Source organism: Cyanobium sp. ULC082, assembly GCF_977927535.1.
Genome location: NZ_OZ376398.1, coordinates 927042 through 952120, shown reverse-complemented (window position 1 = coordinate 952120; position 25079 = coordinate 927042). Strand labels below are relative to the sequence as shown.

Annotated in this window: 26 protein-coding genes, 1 pseudogene and 1 riboswitch; of the genes and pseudogenes, 6 read left to right on the top strand and 21 right to left on the bottom strand. The window is 62.7% G+C overall.

All coding sequences use genetic code 11. From position 1 onward, the window contains the following. The 3 genes from ACXMDY_RS14005 to ACXMDY_RS13995 all read left to right on the top strand — a co-directional run bounded on the left by ACXMDY_RS14005 (position 1) and on the right by ACXMDY_RS13995 (position 4844). A complete protein-coding gene (locus ACXMDY_RS14005; protein WP_259701336.1) occupies positions 1-657 on the top strand; it encodes a Ycf66 family protein in 657 nt (218 codons plus the stop codon). Between the two features lie 44 nt (positions 658-701). Next, positions 702-3677, top strand: coding sequence for an isoleucine--tRNA ligase (gene ileS / locus ACXMDY_RS14000; protein ID WP_259701335.1), 2976 nt, complete (start codon positions 702-704; stop codon positions 3675-3677). Positions 3678-3779: 102 nt separating this feature from the next. Beyond that, positions 3780-4844 (top strand): acetylserotonin O-methyltransferase, encoded by a 1065-nt coding sequence (locus ACXMDY_RS13995; RefSeq protein ID WP_259701334.1) that lies wholly within the window; start codon positions 3780-3782, stop codon positions 4842-4844. Positions 4845-5091: 247 nt separating this feature from the next. Here the strand turns inward: ACXMDY_RS13995 and ACXMDY_RS13990 are convergent, their stop codons facing one another. The 18 genes and pseudogenes from ACXMDY_RS13990 to ruvB form a co-directional block, all read right to left on the bottom strand. Beyond that, positions 5092-5484: a VOC family protein gene (locus ACXMDY_RS13990; protein ID WP_259701333.1), complete on the bottom strand. Its 393-nt coding sequence runs from the start codon at positions 5482-5484 to the stop codon at positions 5092-5094. 236 nt (positions 5485-5720) lie between these two features. Next, on the bottom strand, positions 5721-6731 hold the full coding sequence (gene ftsZ, locus ACXMDY_RS13985) for a cell division protein FtsZ (RefSeq protein ID WP_457767669.1): 1011 nt from the start codon (positions 6729-6731) through the stop codon (positions 5721-5723). 195 nt (positions 6732-6926) lie between these two features. Beyond that, positions 6927-7223, bottom strand: a pseudogene (locus ACXMDY_RS13980) (pentapeptide repeat-containing protein); the annotation flags it as partial. Positions 7224-7227: 4 nt separating this feature from the next. Further along, positions 7228-7995: a hypothetical protein gene (locus tag ACXMDY_RS13975; protein ID WP_259701895.1), complete on the bottom strand. Its 768-nt coding sequence runs from the start codon at positions 7993-7995 to the stop codon at positions 7228-7230. Positions 7996-8412: 417 nt separating this feature from the next. Continuing rightward, positions 8413-9150, bottom strand: coding sequence for a hypothetical protein (locus tag ACXMDY_RS13970; RefSeq protein WP_259701894.1), 738 nt, complete (start codon positions 9148-9150; stop codon positions 8413-8415). Between the two features lie 77 nt (positions 9151-9227). After that, a complete protein-coding gene (locus tag ACXMDY_RS13965; protein WP_259701893.1) occupies positions 9228-9563 on the bottom strand; it encodes a glycine zipper domain-containing protein in 336 nt (111 codons plus the stop codon). Positions 9564-9710: 147 nt separating this feature from the next. After that, on the bottom strand, positions 9711-10139 hold the full coding sequence (locus tag ACXMDY_RS13960) for a hypothetical protein (RefSeq protein WP_259701892.1): 429 nt from the start codon (positions 10137-10139) through the stop codon (positions 9711-9713). Then, positions 10136-10609, bottom strand: coding sequence for a hypothetical protein (locus ACXMDY_RS13955; protein WP_259701891.1), 474 nt, complete (start codon positions 10607-10609; stop codon positions 10136-10138). Before ACXMDY_RS13955 ends, ACXMDY_RS13960 begins: the two co-directional genes overlap by 4 nt. Positions 10610-10801: 192 nt before the next feature. Next, the gene (locus tag ACXMDY_RS13950; RefSeq protein WP_259701890.1) at positions 10802-12352 is read right to left on the bottom strand and encodes a P-loop ATPase, Sll1717 family; all 1551 of its coding nucleotides are present in this window, start codon (positions 12350-12352) and stop codon (positions 10802-10804) included. A 170-nt stretch (positions 12353-12522) separates the two neighbouring features. Beyond that, positions 12523-13155, bottom strand: a complete 633-nt coding sequence (locus ACXMDY_RS13945; RefSeq protein ID WP_259701889.1) for a hypothetical protein — start codon at positions 13153-13155, stop codon at positions 12523-12525. Positions 13156-13418: 263 nt separating this feature from the next. Continuing rightward, the gene (locus ACXMDY_RS13940; RefSeq protein ID WP_457767655.1) at positions 13419-14057 is read right to left on the bottom strand and encodes an integron integrase; all 639 of its coding nucleotides are present in this window, start codon (positions 14055-14057) and stop codon (positions 13419-13421) included. Between the two features lie 2 nt (positions 14058-14059). Beyond that, a complete protein-coding gene (locus tag ACXMDY_RS13935; protein WP_457767668.1) occupies positions 14060-14356 on the bottom strand; it encodes a phage integrase N-terminal SAM-like domain-containing protein in 297 nt (98 codons plus the stop codon). A 65-nt stretch (positions 14357-14421) separates the two neighbouring features. Next, complete coding sequence (thiC, locus tag ACXMDY_RS13930) at positions 14422-15807, bottom strand: phosphomethylpyrimidine synthase ThiC (RefSeq protein ID WP_259701888.1); 1386 nt, start codon at positions 15805-15807, stop codon at positions 14422-14424. A gap of 77 nt (positions 15808-15884) precedes the next feature. Further along, positions 15885-15988, bottom strand: a riboswitch (TPP riboswitch). A gap of 16 nt (positions 15989-16004) precedes the next feature. Further along, positions 16005-16658: a HEAT repeat domain-containing protein gene (locus ACXMDY_RS13925; protein ID WP_259701887.1), complete on the bottom strand. Its 654-nt coding sequence runs from the start codon at positions 16656-16658 to the stop codon at positions 16005-16007. A 39-nt stretch (positions 16659-16697) separates the two neighbouring features. Continuing rightward, positions 16698-16931, bottom strand: a complete 234-nt coding sequence (locus tag ACXMDY_RS13920) for a DUF3188 domain-containing protein (RefSeq protein ID WP_259701886.1) — start codon at positions 16929-16931, stop codon at positions 16698-16700. Next, entirely contained in the window at positions 16928-18160 is a 1233-nt protein-coding gene (locus ACXMDY_RS13915; RefSeq protein WP_259701885.1) for an amidohydrolase, read from the bottom strand. Before ACXMDY_RS13915 ends, ACXMDY_RS13920 begins: the two co-directional genes overlap by 4 nt. Then, positions 18160-18900, bottom strand: coding sequence for a tetratricopeptide repeat protein (locus ACXMDY_RS13910; RefSeq protein WP_259701884.1), 741 nt, complete (start codon positions 18898-18900; stop codon positions 18160-18162). The genes ACXMDY_RS13915 and ACXMDY_RS13910 overlap by 1 nt, the downstream gene beginning before the upstream one ends. Then, positions 18900-19994, bottom strand: a complete 1095-nt coding sequence (gene ruvB, locus ACXMDY_RS13905; RefSeq protein WP_259701883.1) for a Holliday junction branch migration DNA helicase RuvB — start codon at positions 19992-19994, stop codon at positions 18900-18902. The genes ACXMDY_RS13910 and ruvB overlap by 1 nt, the downstream gene beginning before the upstream one ends. A gap of 59 nt (positions 19995-20053) precedes the next feature. On the opposite strand from ruvB, the gene smpB reads away from it, so the two are divergent. After that, the gene (gene smpB, locus ACXMDY_RS13900; RefSeq protein ID WP_259701882.1) at positions 20054-20551 is read left to right on the top strand and encodes an SsrA-binding protein SmpB; all 498 of its coding nucleotides are present in this window, start codon (positions 20054-20056) and stop codon (positions 20549-20551) included. Positions 20552-20562: 11 nt separating this feature from the next. On the opposite strand, the gene ACXMDY_RS13895 is transcribed toward smpB, so the two are convergent. Next, positions 20563-21858: a tRNA nucleotidyltransferase/poly(A) polymerase family protein gene (locus ACXMDY_RS13895; RefSeq protein WP_259701881.1), complete on the bottom strand. Its 1296-nt coding sequence runs from the start codon at positions 21856-21858 to the stop codon at positions 20563-20565. A gap of 59 nt (positions 21859-21917) precedes the next feature. On the opposite strand from ACXMDY_RS13895, the gene ACXMDY_RS13890 reads away from it, so the two are divergent. Then, on the top strand, positions 21918-22919 hold the full coding sequence (locus ACXMDY_RS13890) for a KpsF/GutQ family sugar-phosphate isomerase (RefSeq protein WP_259727735.1): 1002 nt from the start codon (positions 21918-21920) through the stop codon (positions 22917-22919). On the opposite strand, the gene kdsB is transcribed toward ACXMDY_RS13890, so the two are convergent. After that, entirely contained in the window at positions 22911-23687 is a 777-nt protein-coding gene (gene kdsB, locus ACXMDY_RS13885; protein ID WP_259701879.1) for a 3-deoxy-manno-octulosonate cytidylyltransferase, read from the bottom strand. The genes ACXMDY_RS13890 and kdsB overlap by 9 nt on opposite strands. An 86-nt stretch (positions 23688-23773) precedes the next feature. Between kdsB and ACXMDY_RS13880 the strand changes: the two genes are divergently transcribed. Beyond that, positions 23774-24337: a KdsC family phosphatase gene (locus ACXMDY_RS13880; RefSeq protein ID WP_259701878.1), complete on the top strand. Its 564-nt coding sequence runs from the start codon at positions 23774-23776 to the stop codon at positions 24335-24337. Positions 24338-24359: 22 nt separating this feature from the next. Here ACXMDY_RS13880 and ACXMDY_RS13875 read toward each other — a convergent pair whose 3' ends face one another. Continuing rightward, on the bottom strand, positions 24360-25070 hold the full coding sequence (locus tag ACXMDY_RS13875; RefSeq protein ID WP_259701877.1) for a glycosyltransferase: 711 nt from the start codon (positions 25068-25070) through the stop codon (positions 24360-24362). Between the last annotated feature and the right edge of the window lie 9 nt (positions 25071-25079).

Here is a 25079-nt window from a genome sequence, read left to right as displayed (position 1 = left end):
ATGCTCGCCACTCTCGGTGGAATCCTTGCGCTGCTGGCCGGCCTGGTGGTGCTGCTGATCCCCCTGCTGCTGCCGGAGCTGAGCCGGCCCCGCGACGCCTTCTGGGGCGCCCTGGTGCTGCTGCTGGGCCTGGTGCTGGTCACCAGCGCCGAGCGGCTCAGTGGCGCGCCGATGCTGGCGGTGCTCTGCGGCGGGCTGTTGATCGGCCGGCTGGGCAGCGAGGTGAGCCTGGGGCGATGGCGCCAGCTCAGCGGTGAGGAGCAGCAGCGCTTCTGGTCCCCAGAGCGCTGGCAGACCAGCCTGCTGCAGCTCCGCACCGCCGCGGCCAGGCTGCTGAGACTGGTGGTGGCGAGCCTGGGCGGTGCGGCCGCCTGGCTGCAGCAACGGGCCACAGCCAAGCCGAAAACCCCCAGCAAACGCTGGGTGCGGCCGGAGGAATCCACGGCCCCAGCCCCGACCCAGGCCCCAGTCCCAGCCGCGACCCAGGCCCCGGCCGTGGTGGAGGTGCGTTCCTTCACCGAGATCGACGAGCTGCTCCAGCAGGTCGCCGCTCCCGCCGGCCCCCTGCCTTCGGTGGCAGGGGCCGGCGAGGAGGCTGATCAGCCGGCGGCGGTGTCAGCCGAGCCGGAGGCGGAAGGCGCCACGATCGAAGCCTGATTGGGCCGGGGTTGATAATCCGTGCTTGCTGCCCACCAGGCGCTGTGACCGCCAGCCCGGCTTCCTACAAGGACACGCTCAATCTGCTGAAGACCCCCTTCGGGATGCGGGCCAACGCGAAGACGCGCGAGCCGGAGCTGCAGGCCTTCTGGGCTGAGCAGCGCCTTTACGAGCGCCTGAGCAGCGGCAATCCCGGCCCGGTGTTCACCCTGCACGACGGGCCGCCCTATGCGAATGGCGCCCTGCATGTGGGCCATGCGCTCAACAAGATCCTCAAGGACATCATCAACAAGTACGCCCTGCTGAAGGGGCGGCGGGCGCGGTTCGTGCCGGGCTGGGATTGCCACGGCCTGCCGATCGAGCTCAAGGTGCTGCAGGGCATGGACAGCGAGGAGCGCCGCGCCCTCACCCCGATCGCCCTGCGCCGCCGGGCCCATGCCTATGCCCTCGAGCAGGTGGAGGGTCAGAAGGCCGGCTTCCGCCGCTGGGGCATCTGGGCCGACTGGGACGCCCCCTATCTCACCCTGCAGAAGGGCTACGAGGCCGCCCAGATCGGCGTGTTCGGCCAGATGGTGCTGGCCGGCCACATCTACCGGGGGCTGAAGCCGGTGCACTGGAGCCCGAGTTCCCGCACGGCCCTGGCCGAAGCCGAACTCGACTACCCCGACGGTCACACCTCACCGAGCGTCTACGTGACCTTCGCGGTCACGGCGGTGCCGGCCCCCCTGGCCCAGCGCCTGGCCACGGTGGGCCTGGCACCGAGCAGTGGTGGCTGGGCCGATGGACAGCTGGCTGTGGCGATCTGGACCACCACCCCCTGGACCCTGCCCGCCAACCTGGCGGTGTCGGTGAACGGTTCGCTCGATTACTCGATCTGCCGGGCCAGCGGGCCCGGCGGCGCGGCTACCTGCGGCCGCCACCTGGTGGTGGCCGCCGAGCTGGTGGACAGCCTGCAGACCAGCCTGAGCCTCAGCCTGGAACCCCTGCTCACGGTGAAGGGGAGCGAACTGGAGGGCGTCACCTATCGCCACCCGCTGCTGGAGCGCAGCAGCCCGGTGCTGATCGGCGGCGACTACATCACGACGGAGGCGGGCACCGGCCTGGTCCACACCGCCCCGGGCCACGGCGTCGACGACTTCAACACCGGCAGGGCCCATGGCCTGCCGGTGCTCTGCCCGGTGGATGAGGGCGGCACCCTGACGGCGGAAGCGGGGCGCTTCGCTGGCCTCAACGTGCTCAAGGACGCCAACCCAGTGATCATCGCCGCCCTGGAGGAGGCCGGCGCCCTGTTGAAGCAGGAGAGCTACGCCCACCGCTACCCCTACGACTGGCGCACCAAGAAACCGACGATCTTCCGCGCCACCGAGCAATGGTTCGCCTCGGTGGAGGGCTTCCGCGCCGAAGCGATGGCGGCGATCGCGGCCGTGGACTGGCTGCCGGCCAGTGGCCGCAACCGGATCGAGGCGATGGTGCGCGACCGGGGCGACTGGTGCATCTCCCGCCAGCGCACCTGGGGCCTGCCGATCCCCGTTTTCTATCACCGCACAACCGGCGAGGTGCTGCTCGATGCCGCCAGCCTCGATCACATCCAGGCGCTGATCGCCGAGCACGGCTCGGACGTGTGGTGGGAGCGCGACGAGGCGGAGCTGCTGCCCCCCGGCCGGGCCGGCGAGGCCGATCAATGGCGCAAGGGCAGCGACACGATGGACGTGTGGTTCGACTCCGGCTCCTCCTGGGCGGCGGTGCTGAAGGGGCTGGAGCCGGAGCGGGCCGAAGGGGATCTCCATTACCCCGCCGATCTCTATCTGGAGGGATCCGACCAGCACCGCGGCTGGTTTCAGAGCAGCCTGCTCACCTCGGTGGCCGTGAACGGCCGGGCGCCCTACCGACGGGTGCTCACCCACGGCTTCACCCTCGATGAGAAGGGTCGCAAGATGAGCAAATCCCTGGGCAATGTGGTCGACCCGGCGGTGATCGTGGAGGGGGGCAGGAACGAGAAGCAGGAGCCGGCCTTCGGCGCCGATGTGCTGCGGCTGTGGGTGAGTTCGGTCGACTATTCCGCCGATGTGCCGCTCGGCCCCGGGATCGTCAGACAACTGGCGGATGTGAGCCGCAAGGTGCGCAACACCGCCCGCTACCTGCTGGGCAACCTTCACGACTTCGATCCAGGGCCGGTGGAAGCGGGAGGCGATGCGCTGCCGGTGGCGGACCTGCCGCTGCTGGACCGCTGGATGCTGCAACGCACCGCCGATCTGATCGAGGAGGTGAGCGGCGATTTCGAGCGCTTCGAGTTCTACCGCTTCTTCCAGGCACTGCAGAACTTCTGCGTGGTGGACCTGTCGAATTTCTATCTCGATATCGCCAAAGACCGGCTTTATGTGAGCGCGGCGGGGTCGCATCGCCGACGCAGCTGCCAGACGGTGATGGCGCTGGTGCTGGAGCGGCTGGCCGGGCTGATCGCACCGGTGCTCTGCCACATGGCGGAAGACATCTGGCAGAACCTGCCCTACCCGGTGGCGGAGCGCTCGGTGTTCGAGCGGGGCTGGCCCCTGGCCGGCCGGGACTGGAAACTCAGCGAAGCCGAACAGGCGGCGATCAGCAGCCTGCAGGGATTGCGCTCCCAGGTGAACCGTCAGCTGGAAGCCTGCCGCAACCTCAAGAGCGACCAGGCCGGGATCGGTTCCTCGCTCGAGGCGAAGCTGCAGCTGCTGCTGCCCCCTGGCGAGGCGGCCGCCGGCCTGCGCGCCGCCCTGGAGTTGCTGGAGCGGAGCCCCTGCCCGGAGGTCGACAACCTGGCCGACTGGTTGCTGGTGTCGGAGCTGCAGATCGGCGGAGCCCCCCTGGCCGAGCCCCTGGTGAACGCCGAGCTGGAGGGCCTGACGATCCGAATCGCCAGGGCCGGCGGCGAGAAATGCGAGCGCTGCTGGCACTACGAAACCGACGTGCAGGACCACGCTCTGACCAGCGAACTGACCGGACGGATCTGCGGGCGCTGCAGGGCGATTCTGGCCGGCGGATAACCACAGGCCAGCAGAAGAAAGCCGGCGGCGCAGAACAGGGCGGAGCCCGGAAACCCCTTCAGTCTGATCGGCTAAATTGGCCTCCCAGAGCAGCAAAGAGGGATGGGCGATCCACTGGATCCGGAGAAGATCCTGCAGACCGGCTTTGGATTCTGGCCAGCCAAAACCCTCCTCAGTGCGATCGAAATCGGCGTCTTCACAGAACTCTCGCAAGGGGAGCTGTGCTTCGCTTCCCTGAGTGGCCGGCTGGGCCTGCACCCCCGGTCAGCCCGCGACTTTCTCGATGCGCTGGTGGCGCTGGGCTTCCTGGTTCGCACGGCTGACAACTATGCGAACACAGCCGAAACGGATTTCTTCCTGGACAGGAACAAGCCCTCCTACATCGGCGGCATTCTGGAAATGGCCAACAACCGCCTGTATCCGTTCTGGGGGCACCTCACAGAGGCGCTGCGCACGGGCACTCAGCAGAACGAAGCCAGGACAGGATCGGCCGGGCTGTTTGAGAGCCTTTACGCCGATCCGAGCCAGCTGCGGGCCTTTCTCGGGGCGATGACCGGCATCAGCCGCGGGGCCAACCGGGTGATCGCCCATGCTCCGATCTGGAAGAACTACCGATCATTCGTCGACGTGGGCACGGCGCAGGGGGATCTGGCCGTTCAGATCTGCCTGGCCAACCCACACCTGCAAGGCACTGGATTCGACCTGCCGGAAGTGGCGCCCATGTTCGAGGATTACGCGCAGAAGGCAGGCGTGGCAGACCGGCTCAGCTTTGAACCAGGCAACTTCTTCAACCAGGCGATTCCCGCAGCCGATGTTGTGCTGATGGGGCACATCCTGCATGACTGGGATCTGCCCACCAAAAAGATGCTGATCCGGAAAGCCTTCGAGGCGCTGCCGATCGGCGGAGCGCTGATTGTCTACGAAGCGATCATCGACGATGACCGTTCAACAAATGCATTCGGGCTGATGATGAGCCTGAACATGTTGATCGAAACGCCGGGTGGGTTCGACTACACCGGTCAGGATTGCGCCTCCTGGATGCAGGAAGCCGGATTTTCCAGGCCGCGAACCGAGCATCTTGTCGGCCCGGATTCCATGGTGATCGCCATCAAGGAGGGGCCGGACGCCGCCCGGCGCCTGGATCAGCCGCTGGCCTCTGCGGCCTGATGGCCTCACTGGCGTGTGCGGATCGCGGCAGGGGCATGAGCGCACAGGGGAGCACGGTGCCCTGCAGCAGGGCCTGGCAGTTAACGATCAGCAGCTCGGTTTCGGTGCTGATGTCCGCGTCGAGGAAGGGCCCTGAGCAGCCGAAGCCCTGCCGGCGGCGGGAAGACAAGGCGCGCTATCTCTTTGAGGGCCGCGACCCGAACCGCTTCGTGGAAGAGCGGCTGGATCGTGATGGGAGGCGTTGCTTCTACTCGCCAACTGGCGTGCAGAGTTCAATGAGACAGCCATCCGGCGCTCGAACATACGAAACGATCTGCCCCCAGGCTTTCCGGGCAGGCGCACTCAATTCAATGGCGCCTTCCCCTAATGCATGGGCATGGGCTGCTGCAACGTCAAGCGTTACCAAGCCGATTTCCATCCCCAGGGGCGCGATGGATTCACTGGCACGAATATGGCCACCAGGAAAATTCGCATCGCCAAGTTCGTGCGAAGCGAATGAAAGCGTTGTATCTCCAGTTTCAAGTTCTCCATATGATCCTGATTCATGAAGGAAGCGTCGCTTAAACCCAAATGCACGTTCGTAGAAACCAAGGGAAGAAGCTACATCGTCGACATACAGAATCGCGTATCCGAGCTTCATTGTCAAAATCTAAGAATGAGTTTCCACGGATTACCCCAAATGTCTCTCAGTGTCCAAAACTCGGCTTGGGCATACGCCTAACGCTCAAGATCAGAAGCGGGCAGGCGACCATGGCGATAGCCGAATTCCACCGCTCCCGTCTTCTGTATCTTGATGTTATGCGGCCTCCGAGAAGAGCACACCAAATACACCAAAATGCTCAGCTTTATCAAGCCCCCTCCATCGACGAGGCTGAACTATTTGGAGGCTTTGGGTTCCGCCTCGTCGGGTGTGAGCGGGTGGTTCAGGGAGTCCACGAAGCTGCTGATCGAAGGCTGGGGCCGGTAGGTGTTGCCCGCATCAAAGCCCGTGGCGATCACCGTGACGTGGATCTCACCCTCGAGACGCTCATCGACGACGGCGCCGATGATGATGTTGGCGTCGGGATCAACCATGTCGTAGATCACATCGGCGGCGTTGCCCACGTCTTCAAGGGTCATGTCCTTGCCGCCGCAGACGTTGATCACGCAACCCTTGGCGCCGTCGATCCGGCCCGACTCCAGCAACGGGCTGCTCATGGCGGCCTGGGCCGCTTCGGTGGCACGGGAGCGGCCGGAGCCCACGCCGATGCCGAGCAGGGCCGTGCCGGCCATGGTCATCACCGAGCGCACATCGGCGAAGTCGACGTTGACCAGACCAGGCTTGGTGATGATGTCGCTGATGCCCTTCACCCCCTGGCGCAGCACATCGTCGGCAGCGCGGAACGCCTCCTGCAACGGTGCCCCGGCGATGGACTCCCGAAGCCGGTCATTGGGAATCAAGATCAGGGTGTCCACGTGCTCTGCCAGGCGGGCGATACCTTCTTCAGCCTGGCGCTGACGCTTGCGGCCCTCAAAACTGAACGGCTTGGTAACGATCGCCACGGTGAGGGCCCCTACCTCCTTGGCCACCTCCGCAATGATCGACGCGGCCCCGGTGCCCGTGCCCCCTCCCATGCCGACGGCTATGAACAACAGATCGGTACCCTGAAGGGCCTGGGCCAGCTCGGCCCGGGATTCCTCGGCCGCTTTCTGGCCAATTACTGGGTTGCCGCCGGAACCGAGGCCACGGGTGAGTTTCTTGCCCAGCTGCAACCGTTGCTTGGCCGTCGACAGCAGCAGGCCCTTGGCGTCGGTGTTTAGCACCCGATAGCCCACGCCCTGGAGATCGGAGGCAATCATGTGGTTGACCGCGTTGCTGCCGCCCCCGCCCACACCGAAAACTGAGATGCGCGGGTGGTCATCTTGATAGAACTTCCACTCAAGCTCGCCATCGGCAAGCTCGCTATCTGGTTTACGGATTGATTGAAAAGCTGGGCAATCAACATCGATGCGAGTGTCACTTATATGGCCAACAATCTGTTCATTGTTGGCATACCTACCACCGGGCCTCGATCTCAATGCATCAGCATCTAGAAGTGCATTGGTGAAGTCTGCATCTTCTATTATTGCATTTGTTAGTATAGCGCCTTGAAGATCTGCATTTGCAAAAACAGCTCCCTTAAGATTTGCTCCAGTTAAATTAGCTCCTGCTAAATTAGCTCCAGTAAAGTCAGCATATGTGAAATCAGCCTCTGACAAGTCTGCTCCCGACAAGTCTACCTTGGAAAGGTCGGCACCTGCATAATCGCGTTTGATGTCTCTGCCACAGATCTTAGCTAACTCACAAATGCTGTCTGTAGCAGAGTCATTGATAAGTCTGAATAGGTTTTCCAGCTCCATATTGTTATTCATGCACTACCTCTGTCCGACTAATGTAAGGAGAAAGTCTTTTCATCAAAAATCTTAGAAACAGCTCCCGTTCAAGTATAGCAAGTTTGTTGCGACCGAGATCATTGGCCAATAAGCCCTCAGCCTCTAGGATCCCAATGTCACGTTGTCCACGTATGACTAGCTCCCCAGTAACTTTTAATGGGCTCGTTGAGGAGCAAATCGAACCTAGAGGCACTTGCGTCAGCTGACCATAGAGAATAGCATCACTTACGGGCTGTTCAAATCTCCAAACAGGACATTGCTCAGTCCCTCCAGAGGAAATTGTATAAACAGTTTTGGTAGTGCTTTGCTTTGAAGAGGATCGTTTTTTTGCGCCTATACTTAGCCCTTGCTTCGACGCACTAAAACCTGTCGTGGTCTCTGAGTCAAATGTATTATCCACTTCTGATGCATCCTGTATCGGAAGTGGATTGAAAGTGTGTTGTTTCTCAATTGGCATTACTCCGCTTGAAAGTTCTACTGAAAGCGAAACCCTTCTCAGGCCAAACCAAATTGATCCTCCTGGTACCTTCTGGCATTGCTTCCCAAAGCGAATTGAAAGCAAAAGCTCGGGTGTAGATGAGTGAATATCTTGAACCAAGCCCGTTGATTCGAGATGTTGATCACCACTGCTGGCCACATCAATCCTTGGTGCGCATGGAATGCTTACCTTTCCTGCAAGGTGCAGTTTTAGAAAGGCACAATCTGGATACTTGTTCTCCAGCCCTTCGGCTGGATTCACTAGTGGATGCCCTTCAGAGGCAGTAGCACTCACTTTCTGCTTGCATTGTTACAATCAAGATTAGTCCAACTAGACTTTGCTGTCAATATGAGATAAGTAGCCCTTAGGGAGACTCGGGTTAGACTTTGCTGCAAGGGCTCAAGGCAGTCAATCACGACCAAAGGAAACTGACGGCATGAGTCTAGTGAATCGTAGCAAAGGAATCCTTAAACTATAATCTATTTGTGGTGAGTGCGCTGATCCCGCTAAGATGCAATCAGACAAGATAGGTACCATCTCGCGACGTAGCTGTCACGCCACGTCTCCAATCTGACCGCATAACGCTGCCCCTGAGGGGCAGGCAGGAAGCTGAGAGAGGCGTAGCAGGGTGCTGGTGGTGGGCCTGTCTACTCGAGGGGCTTGTTAGGCGCCAAGTGGCTACAGAGCTGACAATAAGAAGCTGCTACTGCCCTCTAAAGTTCGCGCTAGCGCATGATTCGCAGTGTCAATCCACAGTTTGAACTTCTTGCTTGTACCTCTGAAGCTGCTCGACAACAGCACACCGTGAATGGTCCAATTTCTTGTGGCGTAAATCAGATCTGGCAAGTCAAGCAGGTTGAGGTTATTTGAATTGATGGCCTGATGCATCTTTCTTCCTATCCCCATACTTTGCTGATCGGGAACTGTATGCTTGTGGAAGATCAACTCAAGCAACGTCGGATAGGCGCCCACGGTTTGCCATGGGAAATGCTTCACCTTTACCGTGACGCTAAGCAGGCTGTGCAACGTAGTGAGCAATCTTGTCTCTTCTGCGTGGTCCATGGCCGTCTTTTCATACAAGATTCGGAAGCGGTCCAGCTCTGATCTGGTACTTCGCTGCGCAATCAAGTCTGTAATCGTTGGGCGAACGAAAAGGGCGTTGGCTGCCGTCCACATGAACGTGAAGCGAGTTGCTTCATTGACGCTTCCGGCTCGGTCTGAGTTGGTACGTCTTTTCACAGTATAAGTGAGCTCTTTGAGCGCATGAGCCCATCCGGTCCAGTCTGATGCGATTCCGAAGCCCATCAATCGTTCATAGTCGTTAGCCGAAAGTGGCTGCGGACGTTCTCGGCAAATCTTTCCCGATGAATTCTGAAGATCGCGAAAAGTTCTGCCCAATATCGCGAGGTCAAGCATGATGCCTCCAAGTGTGCCTAACGCCAAGATCAGCGGCCCCGGTACGGGGTCCGCTGAATTGAAGTGTTAGGCGATGATTAGCCACTGATCTCCACTTTGCACTTGTTGCACCTATAGAGCTTACGTGCTTTATCAATTTGCTCACCAATCTTGTTTCCTGCTACGCCGCCGGCAGCAGCACCAGCTAATGCTCCCCAGATGCCACCTGTAGTAGCACCAATCACAGTGCCTAAGCCGGGAACGATTGAGCCAATTGCTGCACCAACTGCTGCTCCACTCACTGCGCCGCCAGTACCAGCTATTGCTCCACCAGCAGTGCCGGCTACTGTGCCTACAGCTTCTCCCAAGTTCACCATTACAACGAAATCCTTGCTTTCACAGATTGGGCACTTTGGTTGCTCTGAAGATGGCATGTCATTCCCTACTGATATTTGTGGATGATAGCAGCTTTTCCCGAATCGCCTAACGCTCAGGATCAGAAGCGGGCGATGGCCTTGGCATAGGCGACACCATTCGCTACCGACTTCTGTATCTTGATGTTAGCTGAGCTGATGTAGCTTTCAGTCAAGATCTACTTTTACTTCGACAACGGGGTCTCCCCGTTTTACATAGCTGTCCTTTTCTGAGATATCTTCCCATGTTTTCTCTGTAGTTTTCAATGTCTCGTACTGGGTGACGTACTCAGGAGGCGACAGCAATTGAGCCAATCCCGCTGAGCCTATGCCCACTCCACCAATATTAATACGTGCTTTCTTGTATGTCGACGCTACAGCCAGCTTGGGCTGAACAGAAATGACTTTTATCCTGACCTTGGGCCGGGCCAAAGAGCCAAGAACATCACCGGTGTCAGGATCAACGATATCTTCCCCTTTTGGGTCCAAAACATCAAACAACATTCCCACTTGCACGCCATGATCTGTGCCGACGTTTAGCGCCAACTCACGAGAGTTCAGAACTTGAGCGACTTTTCCACGAATTTGGCTGGTCATTGATTTAACTGAGTTGCCTGAAGGGCGGATAGTTTTTCCTTGAGCTTCGCAACCTCGTCAGGAACAAGATCTTCCCAATCCTCAAGTGTACCAGCAGAAGTTTCGATTTGTTCGTTCACCACGTCTCTCAACCTCTCTAATGCTGTCATTGCCTCAGGGTTCCCGTCAAGTCGCCTCATGATGCTTTCCATAGTTCCGCGTAGCCTGAATAAGCTGGCGTAGAGAGATAAAACCCTTCTAAAGGCACTTCTTGCATGAGGCCTAACGATGTTCATTGCATTTTCTTTGGCCGTTGCACCCCCAAGAAGAAAAGACCCAAGGATTCCAATGCCCAATGAAATTACCTGAAATAGGGCATTTTCAAGGTCAGTCAACCTGACCGGCCCAGATGCCTTTTGGATATAAATAACAGAAACAGCGCACGCGAATACTATTAAAAGAAATCCCGGTACTTTCGCAAGAAGCTTCATGGCGGCAACTTGGATCGCACTGGCAAGTATTTTGGCTGCTTCAGGTAATGGGCACGTCATAGTTCAATCATAACTGTTCAAGACCTATTGATCAATGACCAGACCAGCTAACGCTCAAGATCAGAAGCGGGTAGAGGCTTTGCCCTTGGGGATAGCCTCTGCTCCCGTCTTCTGGATCTTGATGTTAGACCTCTATTGAGCTGGCTCTAAGTCATCTACATCTTCTCCTGCTGCATACTCAGGTCCTAGCACTAGGGAACGCGAAATGAGTCTGTGAACGCGAGAATCAATTACGGCATATAGGTATGCGTCTCGTCCTTGCTGTCCGCCTTGCGCAGGGCGAGAGCCGACTTGGCCTACAATCCCACAGTCCTGCCATCTCTTGATACGGTTCCTAACGTTCTGAGCATCTGTCTTGAAAATCGGCTGCAGATCACTATTGGTAAATTGAAGCTGGTTGATCCTTGAGACCTGCTGCAATACTTGCTTGGGGTAAAGACTGGGAAGTCGCTCTATCACATATTTATCCAGGGCACTCTCTACCGTCGATCCGACAAGAAGGCCATCTGTTCCAGATTCATCGTGCTCACGAATGGTTATATCGAGTATCCGAATCAGCTCTCGAGGAGAATTCATGCTCATCCGTATAATCTCGTTTAGGATTAACCGTTGCCTAAGTTCTTCGGAGCAAAGCTGCGTGAAACTAGTGATTGCGTGTTGCGAGAAAAAAGCCAACCGCTTGTCGACAAGCTCGACCAAAAACCTCTCTGGCCACTGAATCGTCGCGTTGGCGATCTTGTCAATGCGCACCCCTTGTTCATTTGGCCCATACAGCTCCTTCACCTTGTCCCAAAAAAAAACTAACCAGCCGAAATCATCTACTTCGAGCAACTGAGTGGTGCTCATCAGCGGGTAAAGCAGCCTTGCGGTTGACGCGGCGGAGTTGTTAGTTTTAGAAGTTTCATCCACTTTGTCAATCAAAACTACTATGCCATCAAACTCAAATACTTTGGATACGTCAACAAGCTTAGAGAGCAGGGCTCTCGCGTATTCGCTGTTGCTGAGCTGGGCCTTGTTCAGCTTCAGCAGGTCTCTCAGTCCGGGCAACAGTCCGGTCTCGGCTTGTGACGCTCGATTTGCAAGTGCAGTGGAAAGATTCGCGATAAGGTCTGCGAGAGCATCCCACTTCTTTTCGACCCACAGCTTTAATTCAGTTGGCCAAGCTTGATTTAGCAAGCGTAGCGCTTGCTTCGCTGACGTAGCTCGAGTTAATTGTGGGCGATCGAAATAGAATCGCTTGAGAAACTCTACGACAAGCTCAAGTTCATTTGAGGTTAGTCCATCCACGTATATCTCTCTTTCGCTTGGGCCCAGCGCGGAGAGCCACACGAGCAGGCCCTCTAAGACGAGAAAGGCAACTTCTTCCACGAAGCTGCCAACATCTACCTTGTCTAAGCCTGAGCTAAGAATTCGCTGGTAATCATCAAGAACAATGGCAAGCGGTGCAGATTTGCCTTGCTTTCTTCGCTTCCAGCACGCCTTGTAGAAAGCTATTCGTGATGCGCTCTTGCCTGACCCTCGAGCTCCGAAAAGAATGAATGAGTTTGCGGTCTTGCCTCTTGCAAGAATCTCAGAATAGTAAGGGGGCTTGACAAAGTACTGCTCGATATCGGGCTCTTTCTCGGCTACGTAGCTTGAGAAGGGATTGCTTGTAAAACCCAGAGTTCTAAGAAAGCTGCTCATACCCTTGGGGCCTATCGGGGGACATTCTAGAGGTAGGTCTAACGCTCCCACTCAGCCGCGGGAGAGAGCCGATGGCAACCGTAGGTTCCTGGCATTAAGCAGTTGTCTATCCCGTCGGCTGCAGTGGGCTGTTAGGCCTCGCCTCTAATCTGAGCGCAGTAAGTTATGAGCTACTTAAAGCCCGCGTCGAAAGCATGCACCCATCCCTCCGTAGGCGTGCTTGATTGAACTCTAATTCGAAAACGGACAAGTTCTTGATTCCCAATGGGTTCTTTTCGGATCTCTAGTATATTAGCCTTTGTCCCGTTATCCACTCTTGCGATGATGTTGCTGTCATTCCAGCTCCCATACTCATTTGAGACTGCGACGTAGCTTGAGTAAGTGCTTTTTAGGGTGATGACTTCTGCAATGCTTGGCTGTTGCCTCTTGGGAGAAAAGTAAAGTTCACCAAGCTCGGTTGTTATCGCTTTGTTTTCGTTGCTGGTTGCGCTCTCCCATTTACCTCCTGGCGCAAAAACAGCCCTTCCTACGCTGAACATTCCGTCCGTTGGGTCTCCAGGCCTAAATGCAAAGACCATTGCCGCGTCGGCACTTGTCTTGTCAGAAAGCTCGCGGGCTGCTCTTTCCAACGTTCCTATTACTTCTTGTCGAGTTCGGCCTTCTGGAATAACAATTCTCGCAGAGACCCGCTTGGCAGCAGGAATACTGGAATCCTCTGGTGAGCCAACCATTGTATATGACGTATTCTGGCTAGAACATGCGGATAAAGACGCCAGCAGTAGAGATGCGGTCAGCGCGCTCATTCGTACCCACAACGATCTATAGGTGTTCATGCCGTTAAAGCCATCGCTTTTTAGAGTAGCTCGTTCCCAAGGGAGTTCAACGTAGGCCTAACAGTATTTCGGCGGGTCCGGTATCCATCCCACTCGGGGCTCTACAGCCGCCTAAGAAGCTTCTGGATCTGCGGAGCTGATCTTGAAACTCCCTCCAGCGTAGTGCATGTGCGTGATTTGGCTTCAGGATGGTGGGGACGATGGGCGGGTCCGCAAACCAAATGTTCATTTGGCTACAGAAGGTCTCCGGGACTGACCACACCACAGGGTCCACGATTCAGTACATGCGTATAGATCATGGTGGTTTTCACATCGCTGTGGCCCAGTAATTCCTGGATCGTTCGAATATCTTGCCCGCGCTCCAGTAAGTGGGTAGCGAAGGAATGCCGAAACGTGTGACAACTCGCCCGTTTGCAGATCCCGGCACTCAGCACGGCTCTCTTCACCGCCTTCTGGATCAGCGATGGGTCGATGTGGTGCCGGCCCTCAGTTTCTGCCTTCGCATCCTTCCATCGATGAACCTGTGGAAAAACCCATTGCCACACCCACTCTGCTGCCGCGTTCGGGTACTTCCGTCCCAATGCCATCGGCAGAACCACCCTGCCCCAACCCGCCGTCAAGTCGGCCTGATGCAGACGACGCACCGCCTGCAGGTGGTCCCGCAAGGGCTTACCGAGGCTGACGGGGAGAACGGTCACCCTGTCTTTGGCGCCCTTGCCATTGCGAATGATCAGTTGCCTGGACTGGAAGTCAATATCCTGGGCCCGGAGCCGCAACGCTTCCATCAGCCGCAGGCCGCTGCCGTAAAGCAACTTCGCCACGAGCTGCTCAACTCCGTCCAGGCATTCCAGCACCGCCCGCACCTCCGCCACGGTTAGCACCACAGGCAACCGCTTTGGTTGCCGAGCACCTGCCTGTAAAGGAACAGCAGGGCCGACAGCGCCTGGTTCTGCGTGGAGGCACTCACCTGCCCCTCGGTCGCCAGGTGCGACAGAAACGCATTGATTTCGGCCTCGCCCATCTCGCGCGGATGCCTGAGGCCATGGATGCGCAGATAGCGACGCACCCACTGCTCGTAAGTCTGTGTGGTTCGTCGGGCGTAATGCCGCACCTGCAGCTCCTGCCTGAACCGCTCCAGCAACCGTGGGCCCGGCGTCGTAACCATTTCCACTTCAGCCAACTGGCTTCAGTGTTCCCGCCCTCAGGCGATCCGGGCTCAGCCTGCGAGCAAAACGCTCACACCCCCACCGGCTCCCCGGCCTTCTGCTGCTCCGCCAGCACCTTCTCCAGACCCTCGATGTCTTCGTCGGTGATCTTGGTCTGCATCGGGCAGTGCTTCGGCCCGCACATTGAGCAGAACTCGGCCTGCTTGTAGATGTCGGCAGGCAGGGTTTCGTCGTGATACTCGCGGGCGCGCTCGGGATCGAGCGAGAGGTCGAATTGCTTGTTCCAGTCGAAGGCGTAGCGGGCGCGGCTGAGTTCGTCGTCGCGGTCGCGGGCGCCCGGGCGGTGGCGGGCGATGTCGGCGGCGTGGGCGGCGATCTTGTAGGCGATCAGGCCCTCACGCACATCCTCGGCATTGGGCAGGCCCAGGTGCTCCTTCGGGGTCACGTAGCAGAGCATCGCCGTGCCATACCAGCCGGCCATCGCCGCGCCGATCGCGCTGGTGATGTGGTCGTAGCCGGGGGCGATGTCCGTGACCAGTGGACCGAGCACATAGAAAGGCGCCTCGCTGCACTCCTCCATCTGCTTCTTCACATTGAACTCGATCTGATCCATCGGCACATGGCCCGGACCCTCCACCATCACCTGGATGTCGTGCTCCCAGGCGCGGCGGGTGAGCTGGCCCAGCGTTTTGAGCTCCGCCAGCTGGGCGGCATCAGAAGCATCGTGCTGGCAGCCGGGCCGCAGCGAATCGCCCAGCGAGAAGCTGCAGTCGTAGCGCTTGAAGATCTCGATGATGTCGTCGAAGCGCGTGAACAGTGGGTTCTGCTTGTGGTGATACAGCATCCACTGGGCCAGGATGCCACCGCCACGGCTCACGATGCCGGTGAGGCGGCCCTTCACCAGCGGCAGGTGCTCAATCAGCAGGCCGGCGTGGATCGTCTGGTAATCCACCCCCTGCTGGCAGTGCTTCTCGATGATGTGCAGGAAATCATCGGCATCGAGCTTCTCGATCGAGCCGTGCACGCTCTCCAGCGCCTGATACACAGGCACCGTGCCGATCGGCACCGGCGAGGCATTGATGATCGCCGTGCGCACCTCATCAAGGTTCACGCCACCGGTGGAGAGATCCATCACCGTGTCGGCGCCGTACTTCACCGCCAGCCGCAGCTTGGCCACCTCTTCATCGAGGTCGGAAGCATTCGGCGAGGCACCGATGTTGGCGTTCACCTTGCAGCGGCTGGCGATGCCGATCGCCATCGGCTCGAGATTGGTGTGGTTGATGTTGGCCGGGATGATCATGCGGCCCCGAGCCACTTCTTCCATCACCAGCGATTCGGGCAGGTTCTCCCGCCTGGCCACGAAAGCCATCTCTTCGGTGACCACACCCTGACGGGCATAGTGCATCTGCGACACGTTGGCGTGGCCGCGACGCTTCTCAATCCAGGCACTGCGCATGATCGGCTGCTGAGTGACGGGGCCGGACCGAGCGGGCACATCTCCGGCTCCGAACACGGCCGCAACCGAAGGCCACAGCAGAAATCGGGACACTTCCCTGCGCCGGCATGACCCGGATCAGGTTCGGAGGGTGTGATCTCAGCCCACAGCCGAAGACGGCCGGGCACCCCTAGTGACGAGCGAAACCTAGCAACTTTTCAGCTCTGCAGGCCGTTGAGTGCGGCGGCCACCACCCGGTGGTCGGGATCCTGCTGCAACAGCCGCAGCCGCTGGCGGGCCGCATCGCCCCAGCCGCCGGCCACCGGCGGATCCGCCCGGGCAGCTTCCTGGGCCAGCCGACCCAGGATCTCGGCACCGCCCACCCGCACGGTGCCGTCGGCATCGGCGATCGCCATCTCGGCCAGTTCCAGCAGCAGCTCCCTGGCGATCTGCGGCTGCTCAGCCAGGGCCGAGAGGATGCTGCAACGCACCAGCCACTGGTCGTCCCGCGCGAAGCTCTCACGCAGCAGCGGCCAGGCCCGCTCCACGCCGTAGGAAGCCAGGGCATTGGCCGCTTCGGCCCGCACATTGGCATCGCCATCGGCGGCGAGGGCGGCCACCAGGGCCTGCCAGCCGGCCTCATTGCGCTTGATGCCCAGCCCGCTGCAGCTGAGCGAGCGCACGAGGAACGGCTCCTGCTCGAGCCCCAGCAGCAGCAGCGGCACGGCCTGCTCGGCCTCCAGCTGCCGCAGGCCCGCCAGGGCCGGCATGGCGCGCACTGGATCACCCGAGCCGATCGCCTCGCGCAGGGCCGCAAGATCCGCCGGTGGAGTCGGCTCCGGGGATGCCGGTTCGGGAGGGGTGGTGCTCATCACTTCACCCTCCCACAGCCCAGCCGGCTGGAGCCGCCCTCAACCGGGCGGTGGTGACAGCGGCGGCGACCGCAGGGCCTGGGCCAGGGAATGGCGGCGCCGGGAACGCCGCAGCCGGCCGCTGACCACCAGTCCGCAGCCGATCAGCAGGGCCGGAACCGCCTGCAGCCGCTGGCTGCCGTGCCGCACGGTGAAACTGATCGCCGCCAGCACGACCAGCAGGGGCGCCGCCAGGGCCAGCAACGGATGGGTGGTCGGGCGGGCGGCTTTCATCCCCGTCGCCCCATCCAGAGCAGCAGGCTGAGGCTGAGCACCTTCACACCCACCGCCACGCTCCGCTCATCGGGATTGAACGTGCCGTTGTGCAGCGGAGCGCAGCCCTCGGGGCCCGCCACCCCCAGCCTGAACATCGTGCCCGGCGCCGCCGTGAGCAGCTCGGCGAAATCCTCGGCTCCCAGCGATGGCTGCTGGAGCCGTTGCACCTGCGGCCGCCCCAGCAGCGCCAGGGCGGCCTCCTCCACCAGCTCGGTGAGCTCCGGATCGTTGTGCACCGGCGGCGCGATGCAGCGGTAGCGCACCCGCGCCTCGCCGCCGTAGCCCCGGCAGATCGCCTGCACGGTGTCTTCGATCCAGCCCGGCAGTTCGGCGTGCACCTCGGTGTCGAGGCAGCGCACCGTGCCGAGCAGCCGCACATGGTCGGCGATCACATTGAAGGCCTTGCCACCCTCAATCTTGCCGAAGCTCACCACCACCGGCTGCAGCGCATCGAGCCGCCGGCTGATCGCCTCCTGCAGCCCACTCACCACCCGGGCCGCAATCCAGATGGCATCGGTGCTCTGGTGCGGCCGTGCCCCATGGCCCCCCTCACCCAGCACCTCCACCTCCAGCTCACCCGCCGCCGCCGTGAGGCTGCCGCTGCGCACGCCGATGCTGCCCACCGGCAGGCTCGGAAACACATGCACGCCGAACAGGGCCTCAACCCCCTGCATGGCGCCGTCGGCCAGCATCCAGGCCGCCCCCTGGGCGATTTCCTCGGCAGGCTGAAACAACAGCCGCACCCGTGCCGTGAGCTGATCCGCCAGGGGTGCCAGCAGCCGCGCCACCCCCAGGCCGATCGCCGTGTGCAGATCGTGCCCGCAAGCGTGCATCAGCCCCTGGTGGCAGGAGGCGAACGGCAGGCCGGTGCGCTCCTCCACCGGCAGGGCGTCCATGTCGACCCGCAGGGCCACCAGCGGCGCCCCCACCGGGCCCAGCTCGGCCACCACGCCGGTGCGGCCCACCCCTTCACGCACCTCCCAGCCCAGCAGCCGCAGTTCACCGGCCACCAGCGCCGCCGTCTGGTGCTCAGCGCCGCTCAGCTCCGGGTGGGCATGGATGTGGCGCCGCAGACCGATCAGCTCGGGCAGCGCCTGCGCCAGGGCCTGCTCCAGACCCAGGCGCCGCCACAGCTCGGCGGCGCTGACGCTGGCGGTGGCAGGAGTGGGGAAGGCGGCAGGACTCATCAACTGGCCAGATCCAGGAAGGCTTCGAGAGCGTGGACCGGCCCGGGGGGCCAGCGCCGAATCCGCGATAACCATTCTGGCTGCCGGTAGCGGGGATCAAGGCCCGAAGCCGCCGCCCAGTTGCTTTCGGCTTCCCCCAGCGCCCCCCGCTGCCAGAGCAGGGCGGTGAGCCCGGCGCGGGGGTCGGCGAACAACGGATAACGGCGGATCAGATTGCGGAACTCCCGCTCGGCTCCACCCAGATCACCTCGCTCGAAGCGGGCCAGGGCCAGGCTGGAGCGGGCCATCGCGAAGCCGGGCCGGGCCGCCGCGGCCGCCTCGTAGCAACGCTCCGCCGCCGCCCAGTCGCCCCGCGAACCTTCCACATTGCCCAGGTTGTAGAGCGCCGAGGCCTCGGCCGGATCCCGCTCCAGGATCCACTGGTAGTCGGCCGCCGCCCGATCCCACTCAGCCAGGGCCTCCTCGGCCGTGCCCCGGTTCAGGTGCGGATCAACGCTGCCCGGCTCCAGCTCGATCGCCCGGTTCTGGTCGGCGATGGCCGCTTCGGGATGGCCGAGCGCCAGTTGCACGTTGCCCCGGTTGCTCCAGGCCGAGGCGTCGTCGGGGGCCTGCTCCAGCACCCGGTCCCAGAGCGGCAGCGCCTCACCGAACTGCCCGTCACGGCTGGCCGCCAGCGCCTGGTCGAACAGCTGGGGCAGGCTGAGCTGGGTGGCGAGCAGCACGGCCAGCAGCCAGCCCATCAGGCCGCCTCCGGCTCCGGCCAGCCGAGGTGCACTCGCGCCGCGGCCGTGGCCACCCGGCCCCGCGGGGTGCGCAACAGAAAACCAAGTTGCAGCAGGTAGGGCTCCACCACGGTTTCCAGGGTGATCGGATCCTCGCCCAGACCGGCGGCCAGTGTGTCGAGCCCCACCGGACCGCCGCCGTAGCCCGTCAGCAGCAGCTCCAGCAGGCGCCTGTCGCTGGCGTCGAGGCCACGGTCGTCGACCCGGTGCAGGCTGAGCGCTTCAGCCACCAGGGCCGGCCCGATGCGGGGCTCACCGCGCACACTCGCCACATCGCGCACCCGGCGCAGCAGGCGGTTGGCGATCCGCGGCGTGCCGCGGCAACGGCGGGCCACCTCGGCGGCGGCTGCCGCTTCCAGCTCCAGGCTGAGCAGGCCGGCGGCCCGCTCCACAATCGCCTGGAGATCGGCCAGGTCGTAGAACTCCAGCCGCTGGATCAGGCCGAAGCGATCACGCAGCGGTGAGCTCAGCAAGCCGGCCCTGGTGGTGGCCCCCACCAGGGTGAACGGCGCCACCGGCACCGAGCGGGTGCGGGCCGTGCTGCCTCTCCCCACGGTGAGATCGAGGCGGAAATCCTCCATGGCCGGATAGAGCAGTTCCTCGGCCACCCGGTTGAGCCGATGGATTTCATCGATGAACAGCAGCTCATGGGGCTGCAGGTTGATCAGCAGGCCGACGATGTCGCGGGGACGCTCCAGGGCAGGGGCGCTGGTGATCCGGCAGCGCACCCCCAGCTCCTCGGCGATCACCAGCGCCATGGTGGTCTTGCCAAGCCCGGGAGGGCCGTAGAGCAGCACATGGTCGAGCGCCTCGCCACGGTTGCGGGTGGCTTCCACGGCGATGCCGAGCACCTCCTTGAGCTCCCGCTGGCCGATGTAATCAGCCAGCCGTCGGGGCCGCAGGCTGTCTTCCCGGTTGGGCAGCGGCGCCTCGGCCTCGCCCTCCTCGAAGGCCTGGGCAGCGGGATCGACCAGCCGCCCCGCCGGCTTGGCGGGCGGGCGAGGGGGCGGCTGGAGGCCACCCCGCCCGGCTCCGGAGGAAACGATCGCCATGGCCTGAACAGTAGGCAGGCTGGGGCCTGTTTAGGGTCAGCTCAGCGCTGGGGAGGGAGATGGCCAAGGGGGCAGGCAAGAAGGCGGCCAGGGCAGCCCGGGATGCGGCCAACCGGCTGTTGGCCGACAATCGATTCGCGCGCCACCAGTACGAGATCCTCGAAACCATCGAAACCGGCCTCGAACTGGTGGGAACGGAGGTGAAATCGATCCGGGCCGGCAAGGCCAACCTGCGCGACGGCTTCTGCCTGATCCGCGGCGGCGAGCTGCAGCTGCACAACGTCCACATCTCCCCCCACAGCCACGCCAGCGCCTACTACAACCACGAGCCGCTGCGCACCCGCAAGCTGCTGGCCCATCGCCGCGAGATCGACAAGCTGCGCATCGCCCTCGACCAGAAGGGGCTGACCCTGATCCCGCTCAACCTCCACCTCAAGGGGTCGTGGATCAAGCTCACGCTCGGCCTCGCCAAGGGCCGCAAGCTGCACGACAAGCGCCAGGACGAGCGCCGCAAGGACGCCGACCGGGAAGTGCGCTCGGCGATGGCCAGGCTTTGAAGATCGGCTGATCAGCGGCGCTCCTGATCGAGCCGCTGGTTCCTGAGTTCCCGCAGCCGCTGGCCGAGGGCCGGCCCCGCAACAAGTCCCTGGGCGATCAGCTCAGCCGCCGATTCCACCGCCCGCAGCCGCCGCCAGCGCAACAACCAGCGCAACAGGGGCCGCCGGGGCCCCTGGCCGCAGGCCAACGCGAGGGCAACCGCTTCCGGCGAACGGCCCGGGGCCTCCAGCAGGGCGCACCACTGGGAGGGGCTGCGAGGGGGGAGGCTGGGCAGCTGCTGGCGCAGGCTGAGCAGGCCGGCCAGGATCTGCTGATCCTTCTGCGCCAGTTGAAGCCGCTGCGCCAGGGCGAGGGGATCGCCGGCTCCAGCCAGAAAGGCCACCAGCAACGGCAGGCCGAACCGCCTGGCCCAGCGCAGACGCCGGAACAGCTGCGGATCCTGCTGGAGCGCCGGATCGAGCAGGGGGAGGGCACCCCAGGCCTGCAGGGCGCCCAGGGCCGGTTGCCAGGCTTCGCGATCGAACAGCAGCTCGAGCTCCATCCGCAGCCGGGTGCCGAGCGCCGCAGGAACCCGATCGGGGTGGTCGCCGATCCGCCATCCCCATGGCCACTCCTCCAGGGTGGCCCGCAGTTGCGCCTGGCTCTCCGGCGCCAGGCTGAAACCCAGCCGGGCCGCGTAGCGCGCCCCGCGGACGATCCGGGTTGGATCATCCCGCAGGCTGCCGTCATGCAGAAAGCGCAACTGTCGGCGCTCCAGGTCGGCCTGACCGCCATGGGGATCGATCAGGGCGGCTGCCAGGTCGCCACCGGATGGATCCGGTCCCAACGGCAGGGCCATGGCATTGATCGTGAAATCCCGCCTGGACAGGTCGTCCCCCAGCACCCCGAAGCGGACCTGGGGGTTCTCTCCAGGCACTGGATAGTCTTCCCGCCGCGCACTGGCGAGGTCGAGGAACACCGCACCCTGGGGCTGGCGGAGCTGCAGTTCGGCCGTTCCGTAGGCGGCATGCTCCCGGTAGGTGATGACCACCGCCGGGCCGAGGCGGTCCCGCAGCCGACGGGCCAGATCAAGCGCGGCCGGCTGAGCCGGATCAGGCGCGGCCAGCTGGCGCCCGGCGCCCGGCGGCGGCGACTCGACCACCAGATCGAAATCAGGCACCCCACGCCAGGGGTCGAGGTGCACCCGGTGCAGCAACAGATCACGCACCGCGCCGCCGACCAGGGCGATCGGCGCGTCAGCGGCCGCCTCCAGCAGCCGCGTGATCAGCTCCGTCGGGATTCCAGCTGGCTGATCGGCGGCGGTCATCGACGGGGCCTTCTCGAGTCCGCAGGTTGAGAATGGCCCCATCCTCCCGGAGTTGTTTCGTGTCCGCGCTCACCCGCTGCCTGATCGAGGAGGCGGCCGCCATCGAGGCCAGCGCCCATCGCCTCGATGCTGCCCAGGTGGAGGCGGCCCTGAGCCTGCTGGATGGCTGCGCCGACAAGCGCGCCAAGCTGGTGATCACCGGTGTGGGCAAGAGCGGCATCGTGGCGCGCAAGACCGCCGCCACCTTCTCCTCGATCGGCCTGATGGCCATCTATCTCAATCCCGTCGATGCCCTGCACGGTGATCTGGGGGTGGTTGGCTCCGAGGATGTGAGCCTGCTGATCTCCAACAGCGGTGAAACCCAGGAATTGATCGGCATCGTTCCCCACCTGCGGCGGCGCGGCACCGCCCGGATCGCCCTGGTCGGCAGGGTCGATTCCAGCCTGGCGAGGGCGTCCGATGTGGTGCTGGATGGATCCGTCGACCGGGAGATCTGCCCCCTCAACCTCGCGCCCACCGCCAGCACCGCCGTGGCGATGGCGATCGGCGATGCCCTGGCGGCGGTCTGGATGGAGCGGCGTGGCATCTCTCCGGCCGATTTCGCCCTCAACCACCCGGCCGGCTCGCTCGGCAGGCAGCTCACCCTCACCACCGCCGACCTGATGGTGCCGGTCAGCCGCCTCGCCCCGCTGACAGCCGACACCCCCCTGGCCCAGGTGATCGCCCACATCACCGCCGATGGTGTCGGCGCCTGCTGGGTGGCCCACCCGGAGAATGCCGAACGGCTCGGCGGGATCATCACCGATGGCGACCTGCGCCGCGCCCTGGTGAGCCGCAGCCCGGATGGCTGGAATCAGCTCAGGGCGGTGGATCTGATGACCGCCGATCCGGTCACGATTACGGAGGGCACCCTGGCCATCACGGCGCTGGAACGCATGGAGAGCAATCGCCGCAAACCGATCGGTGTGCTGCCGGTCGTCTCCGCAGACCGGCGGATGCTCGGCCTGCTCAGGCTCCATGACCTGGTCCAGGCGGGGCTGACCCGTCCGGGCTCAGCCTGATTGCATCCCGCTGGCCAGCTGCCGTGCCTGCTGCAGCTGCTGGGGCGTGTCCACCGACAGGGCTTCCCCCTCCACCACGAAGGTGTCGATGCCGATGCCCGCCTCCAGCAGGCGCAGCTGCTCCAGCTTCTCGGTGATCTCCAGGGGAGAACTGGGCAGATCGCTCCACCGGAGCAGCACATCGGCCCGATAGCCATAGATTCCCACGTGTCCCCAATAGGGCGCCTGGGCATGCCAATCGCAGGGATCGACACCACGGACGTGGGGCAGCGCGGACCGGGAGAAATAGAGCGCCCGTCCATCCGCCGCCACCAGGGTCTTCACCACATCCGGATCGTGAATCCTGTCGGCCCCAAGCCGGTAGATGGGGGTCATCACCGCCGGGATCGGCTGCCGTCGCTCGAACTCGATCGCCATGGCATCGATCACGCCTGGATCGATGAACGGCTGATCCCCCTGCACATTGATGATCACGGTGTCGCTGGCGGCCGAGGCCGAGATCGCCAGGAGGCGCTCCGCCACCGAAGCGATCCGCTCACTGCCCGAGCTGCAGGCGGCACTGGTGGCGAGGGCGGTGACCCCCCAGCCGGTGGCGGCCGCGATCAGCTCCTCACTGTCGGTGCACAACACCACCGCTGCGGGGCAGCGGGCCTGGCAACAGCGCTCCAGCACCCTCTGCAGCATCGGCTTGCCGCCGATCTCGGCCATCACCTTGCCGGGCAACCGGGTCGATGCGAGACGGGCCGGCACCGCCACCACGAACCGCATGCTCTGTTGATCGGTCTGCAGGCTGAGCCTATCGCCGGGGCCCGTTGCGTCCCCGGTCTGGCTCAGCCCTGCTGAGCAGCTGGCCGATGGGACGCATCCACAGACTCAGGCAACGGTGGAGCCTGCCCTCCCGGCTGGGCAGGGTGCGCCTGCTCGTGCTGGATGTCGATGGCGTTCTCACCGACGGGGGGCTCTGGTACGGCCCCGAAGGTGAGCTGACCAAACGTTTCGATGTCAGGGATGGCCTCGGCATCAAGCTGCTGCAACGGGCCGGCCTCGAGGTGGCCTTTCTCAGCGGCGGCGGCGGTGGTGCCACCGAGCGCAGGGCCGAGCAGCTGGGGATCCGGCACTGCCTGGTGGGGGTCGGCGACAAACCCACCGCCCTTTCAGAGCTGCAGCGGCAACTCAACCAGACACCGGAGCACACCGCCTTCATCGGGGATGACTTCAACGATCTGGCCGTCAGGCCCCGGGTCGGGTTGCTGGTGGCCACCGCCGATGCGGCAGCGGGCCTGCGCCGCCAGGCCGACCTGGTGCTCAGGAGCAGGGGAGGACAGGGAGCCGTGCGGGAGCTGGCCGAGCGCCTGCTGCGCGGCACCCCGCTCTGGCAGGAGATCAATGGCGCAGGCTGGCGGCAGCGCAACGACTAGCGCCAGCGGTCCTCTGCAGCGGTCAGTTCCAGAGGCTGTGGGCGTCATCCCTGGCGGCAAACCATTCGGCTGCCAGATCACCGCCCATGGTGCGGTTCTCCCGGAACCAGGGCCCACCCAGGGTCCAGTGCAGGAGCCCTGGAGCATCGCCCCTCGCGCCGGTGGCAGGGGGGGGTTGAACACCCACCAGATGATTCCATCGGTCGGGAACAAAGCCGATCTCGTCCTCACTGGCCAACCAGCGGAAACGGTGCAGCTCCAGTCCACTGGCGCTGTTCACGTAATCGGGCGTGAGGGCCGTGCAGCGGTCGGTGTTCAGCAACATCATCGAACTCCAGTTCTTCTTCTCGTAAACGCTCTGGGTTTCGCCGAGAAACTTCACCGTTTCCTGCGGAACGTGCGCGTGCTTCACGCACATCACCGCATAGGCCCCATCCCTCAGGGCCCACAGCTCGGCGATGTCTCCGCGGCAGAGCATGTCGCAATCCATGAACAGGGCCCAACCCCGATAACCCATCAGGTGAGGCACCAGAAAGCGGCTGAAGGAGAAGGCGGTGCTCTGCCTGGGATCACGGTCGCGCCGGTACAGCCCCTGGGCCTCCAGCTGCGGCGTGACCAGCGGGGTGATCGCCAGCGGGGCCGAACTGCGCTGATAGAGGCTGTCGATCAGCACGTTGGTGGCTGCCCGCTCCCTGGGGTCGTAGCCGATGAAGATGGGGATGGGGCCTGTCATTGCAGGAGA

Coding starts and splice junctions, on each gene's coding strand:
- ACXMDY_RS13990 (WP_259701333.1), bottom strand. CDS start 5,484: ATGAAGCTCGGATACGCGATTCTGTATGTCGACGATGTAGCTTCTTCC.
- ACXMDY_RS13895 (WP_259701881.1), bottom strand. CDS start 21,858: ATGACCGCCGCCGATCAGCCAGCTGGAATCCCGACGGAGCTGATCACG.
- ACXMDY_RS13960 (WP_259701892.1), bottom strand. CDS start 10,139: ATGACCAGCCAAATTCGTGGAAAAGTCGCTCAAGTTCTGAACTCTCGT.
- ACXMDY_RS13945 (WP_259701889.1), bottom strand. CDS start 13,155: ATGAGCGCGCTGACCGCATCTCTACTGCTGGCGTCTTTATCCGCATGT.
- ACXMDY_RS13955 (WP_259701891.1), bottom strand. CDS start 10,609: ATGAAGCTTCTTGCGAAAGTACCGGGATTTCTTTTAATAGTATTCGCG.
- ACXMDY_RS13995 (WP_259701334.1), top strand. CDS start 3,780: ATGGGCGATCCACTGGATCCGGAGAAGATCCTGCAGACCGGCTTTGGA.
- ACXMDY_RS13915 (WP_259701885.1), bottom strand. CDS start 18,160: ATGAGTCCTGCCGCCTTCCCCACTCCTGCCACCGCCAGCGTCAGCGCC.
- ACXMDY_RS13950 (WP_259701890.1), bottom strand. CDS start 12,352: ATGAGCAGCTTTCTTAGAACTCTGGGTTTTACAAGCAATCCCTTCTCA.
- ACXMDY_RS14005 (WP_259701336.1), top strand. CDS start 1: ATGCTCGCCACTCTCGGTGGAATCCTTGCGCTGCTGGCCGGCCTGGTG.
- ACXMDY_RS13970 (WP_259701894.1), bottom strand. CDS start 9,150: ATGCTTGACCTCGCGATATTGGGCAGAACTTTTCGCGATCTTCAGAAT.
- ACXMDY_RS13880 (WP_259701878.1), top strand. CDS start 23,774: ATGGGACGCATCCACAGACTCAGGCAACGGTGGAGCCTGCCCTCCCGG.
- ACXMDY_RS13965 (WP_259701893.1), bottom strand. CDS start 9,563: ATGCCATCTTCAGAGCAACCAAAGTGCCCAATCTGTGAAAGCAAGGAT.
- thiC (WP_259701888.1), bottom strand. CDS start 15,807: ATGCGCAGTGCCTGGATTGAGAAGCGTCGCGGCCACGCCAACGTGTCG.
- ACXMDY_RS13875 (WP_259701877.1), bottom strand. CDS start 25,070: ATGACAGGCCCCATCCCCATCTTCATCGGCTACGACCCCAGGGAGCGG.
- ACXMDY_RS13910 (WP_259701884.1), bottom strand. CDS start 18,900: ATGGGCTGGCTGCTGGCCGTGCTGCTCGCCACCCAGCTCAGCCTGCCC.
- ACXMDY_RS13925 (WP_259701887.1), bottom strand. CDS start 16,658: ATGAGCACCACCCCTCCCGAACCGGCATCCCCGGAGCCGACTCCACCG.
- kdsB (WP_259701879.1), bottom strand. CDS start 23,687: ATGCGGTTCGTGGTGGCGGTGCCGGCCCGTCTCGCATCGACCCGGTTG.
- smpB (WP_259701882.1), top strand. CDS start 20,054: ATGGCCAAGGGGGCAGGCAAGAAGGCGGCCAGGGCAGCCCGGGATGCG.
- ruvB (WP_259701883.1), bottom strand. CDS start 19,994: ATGGCGATCGTTTCCTCCGGAGCCGGGCGGGGTGGCCTCCAGCCGCCC.
- ACXMDY_RS13920 (WP_259701886.1), bottom strand. CDS start 16,931: ATGAAAGCCGCCCGCCCGACCACCCATCCGTTGCTGGCCCTGGCGGCG.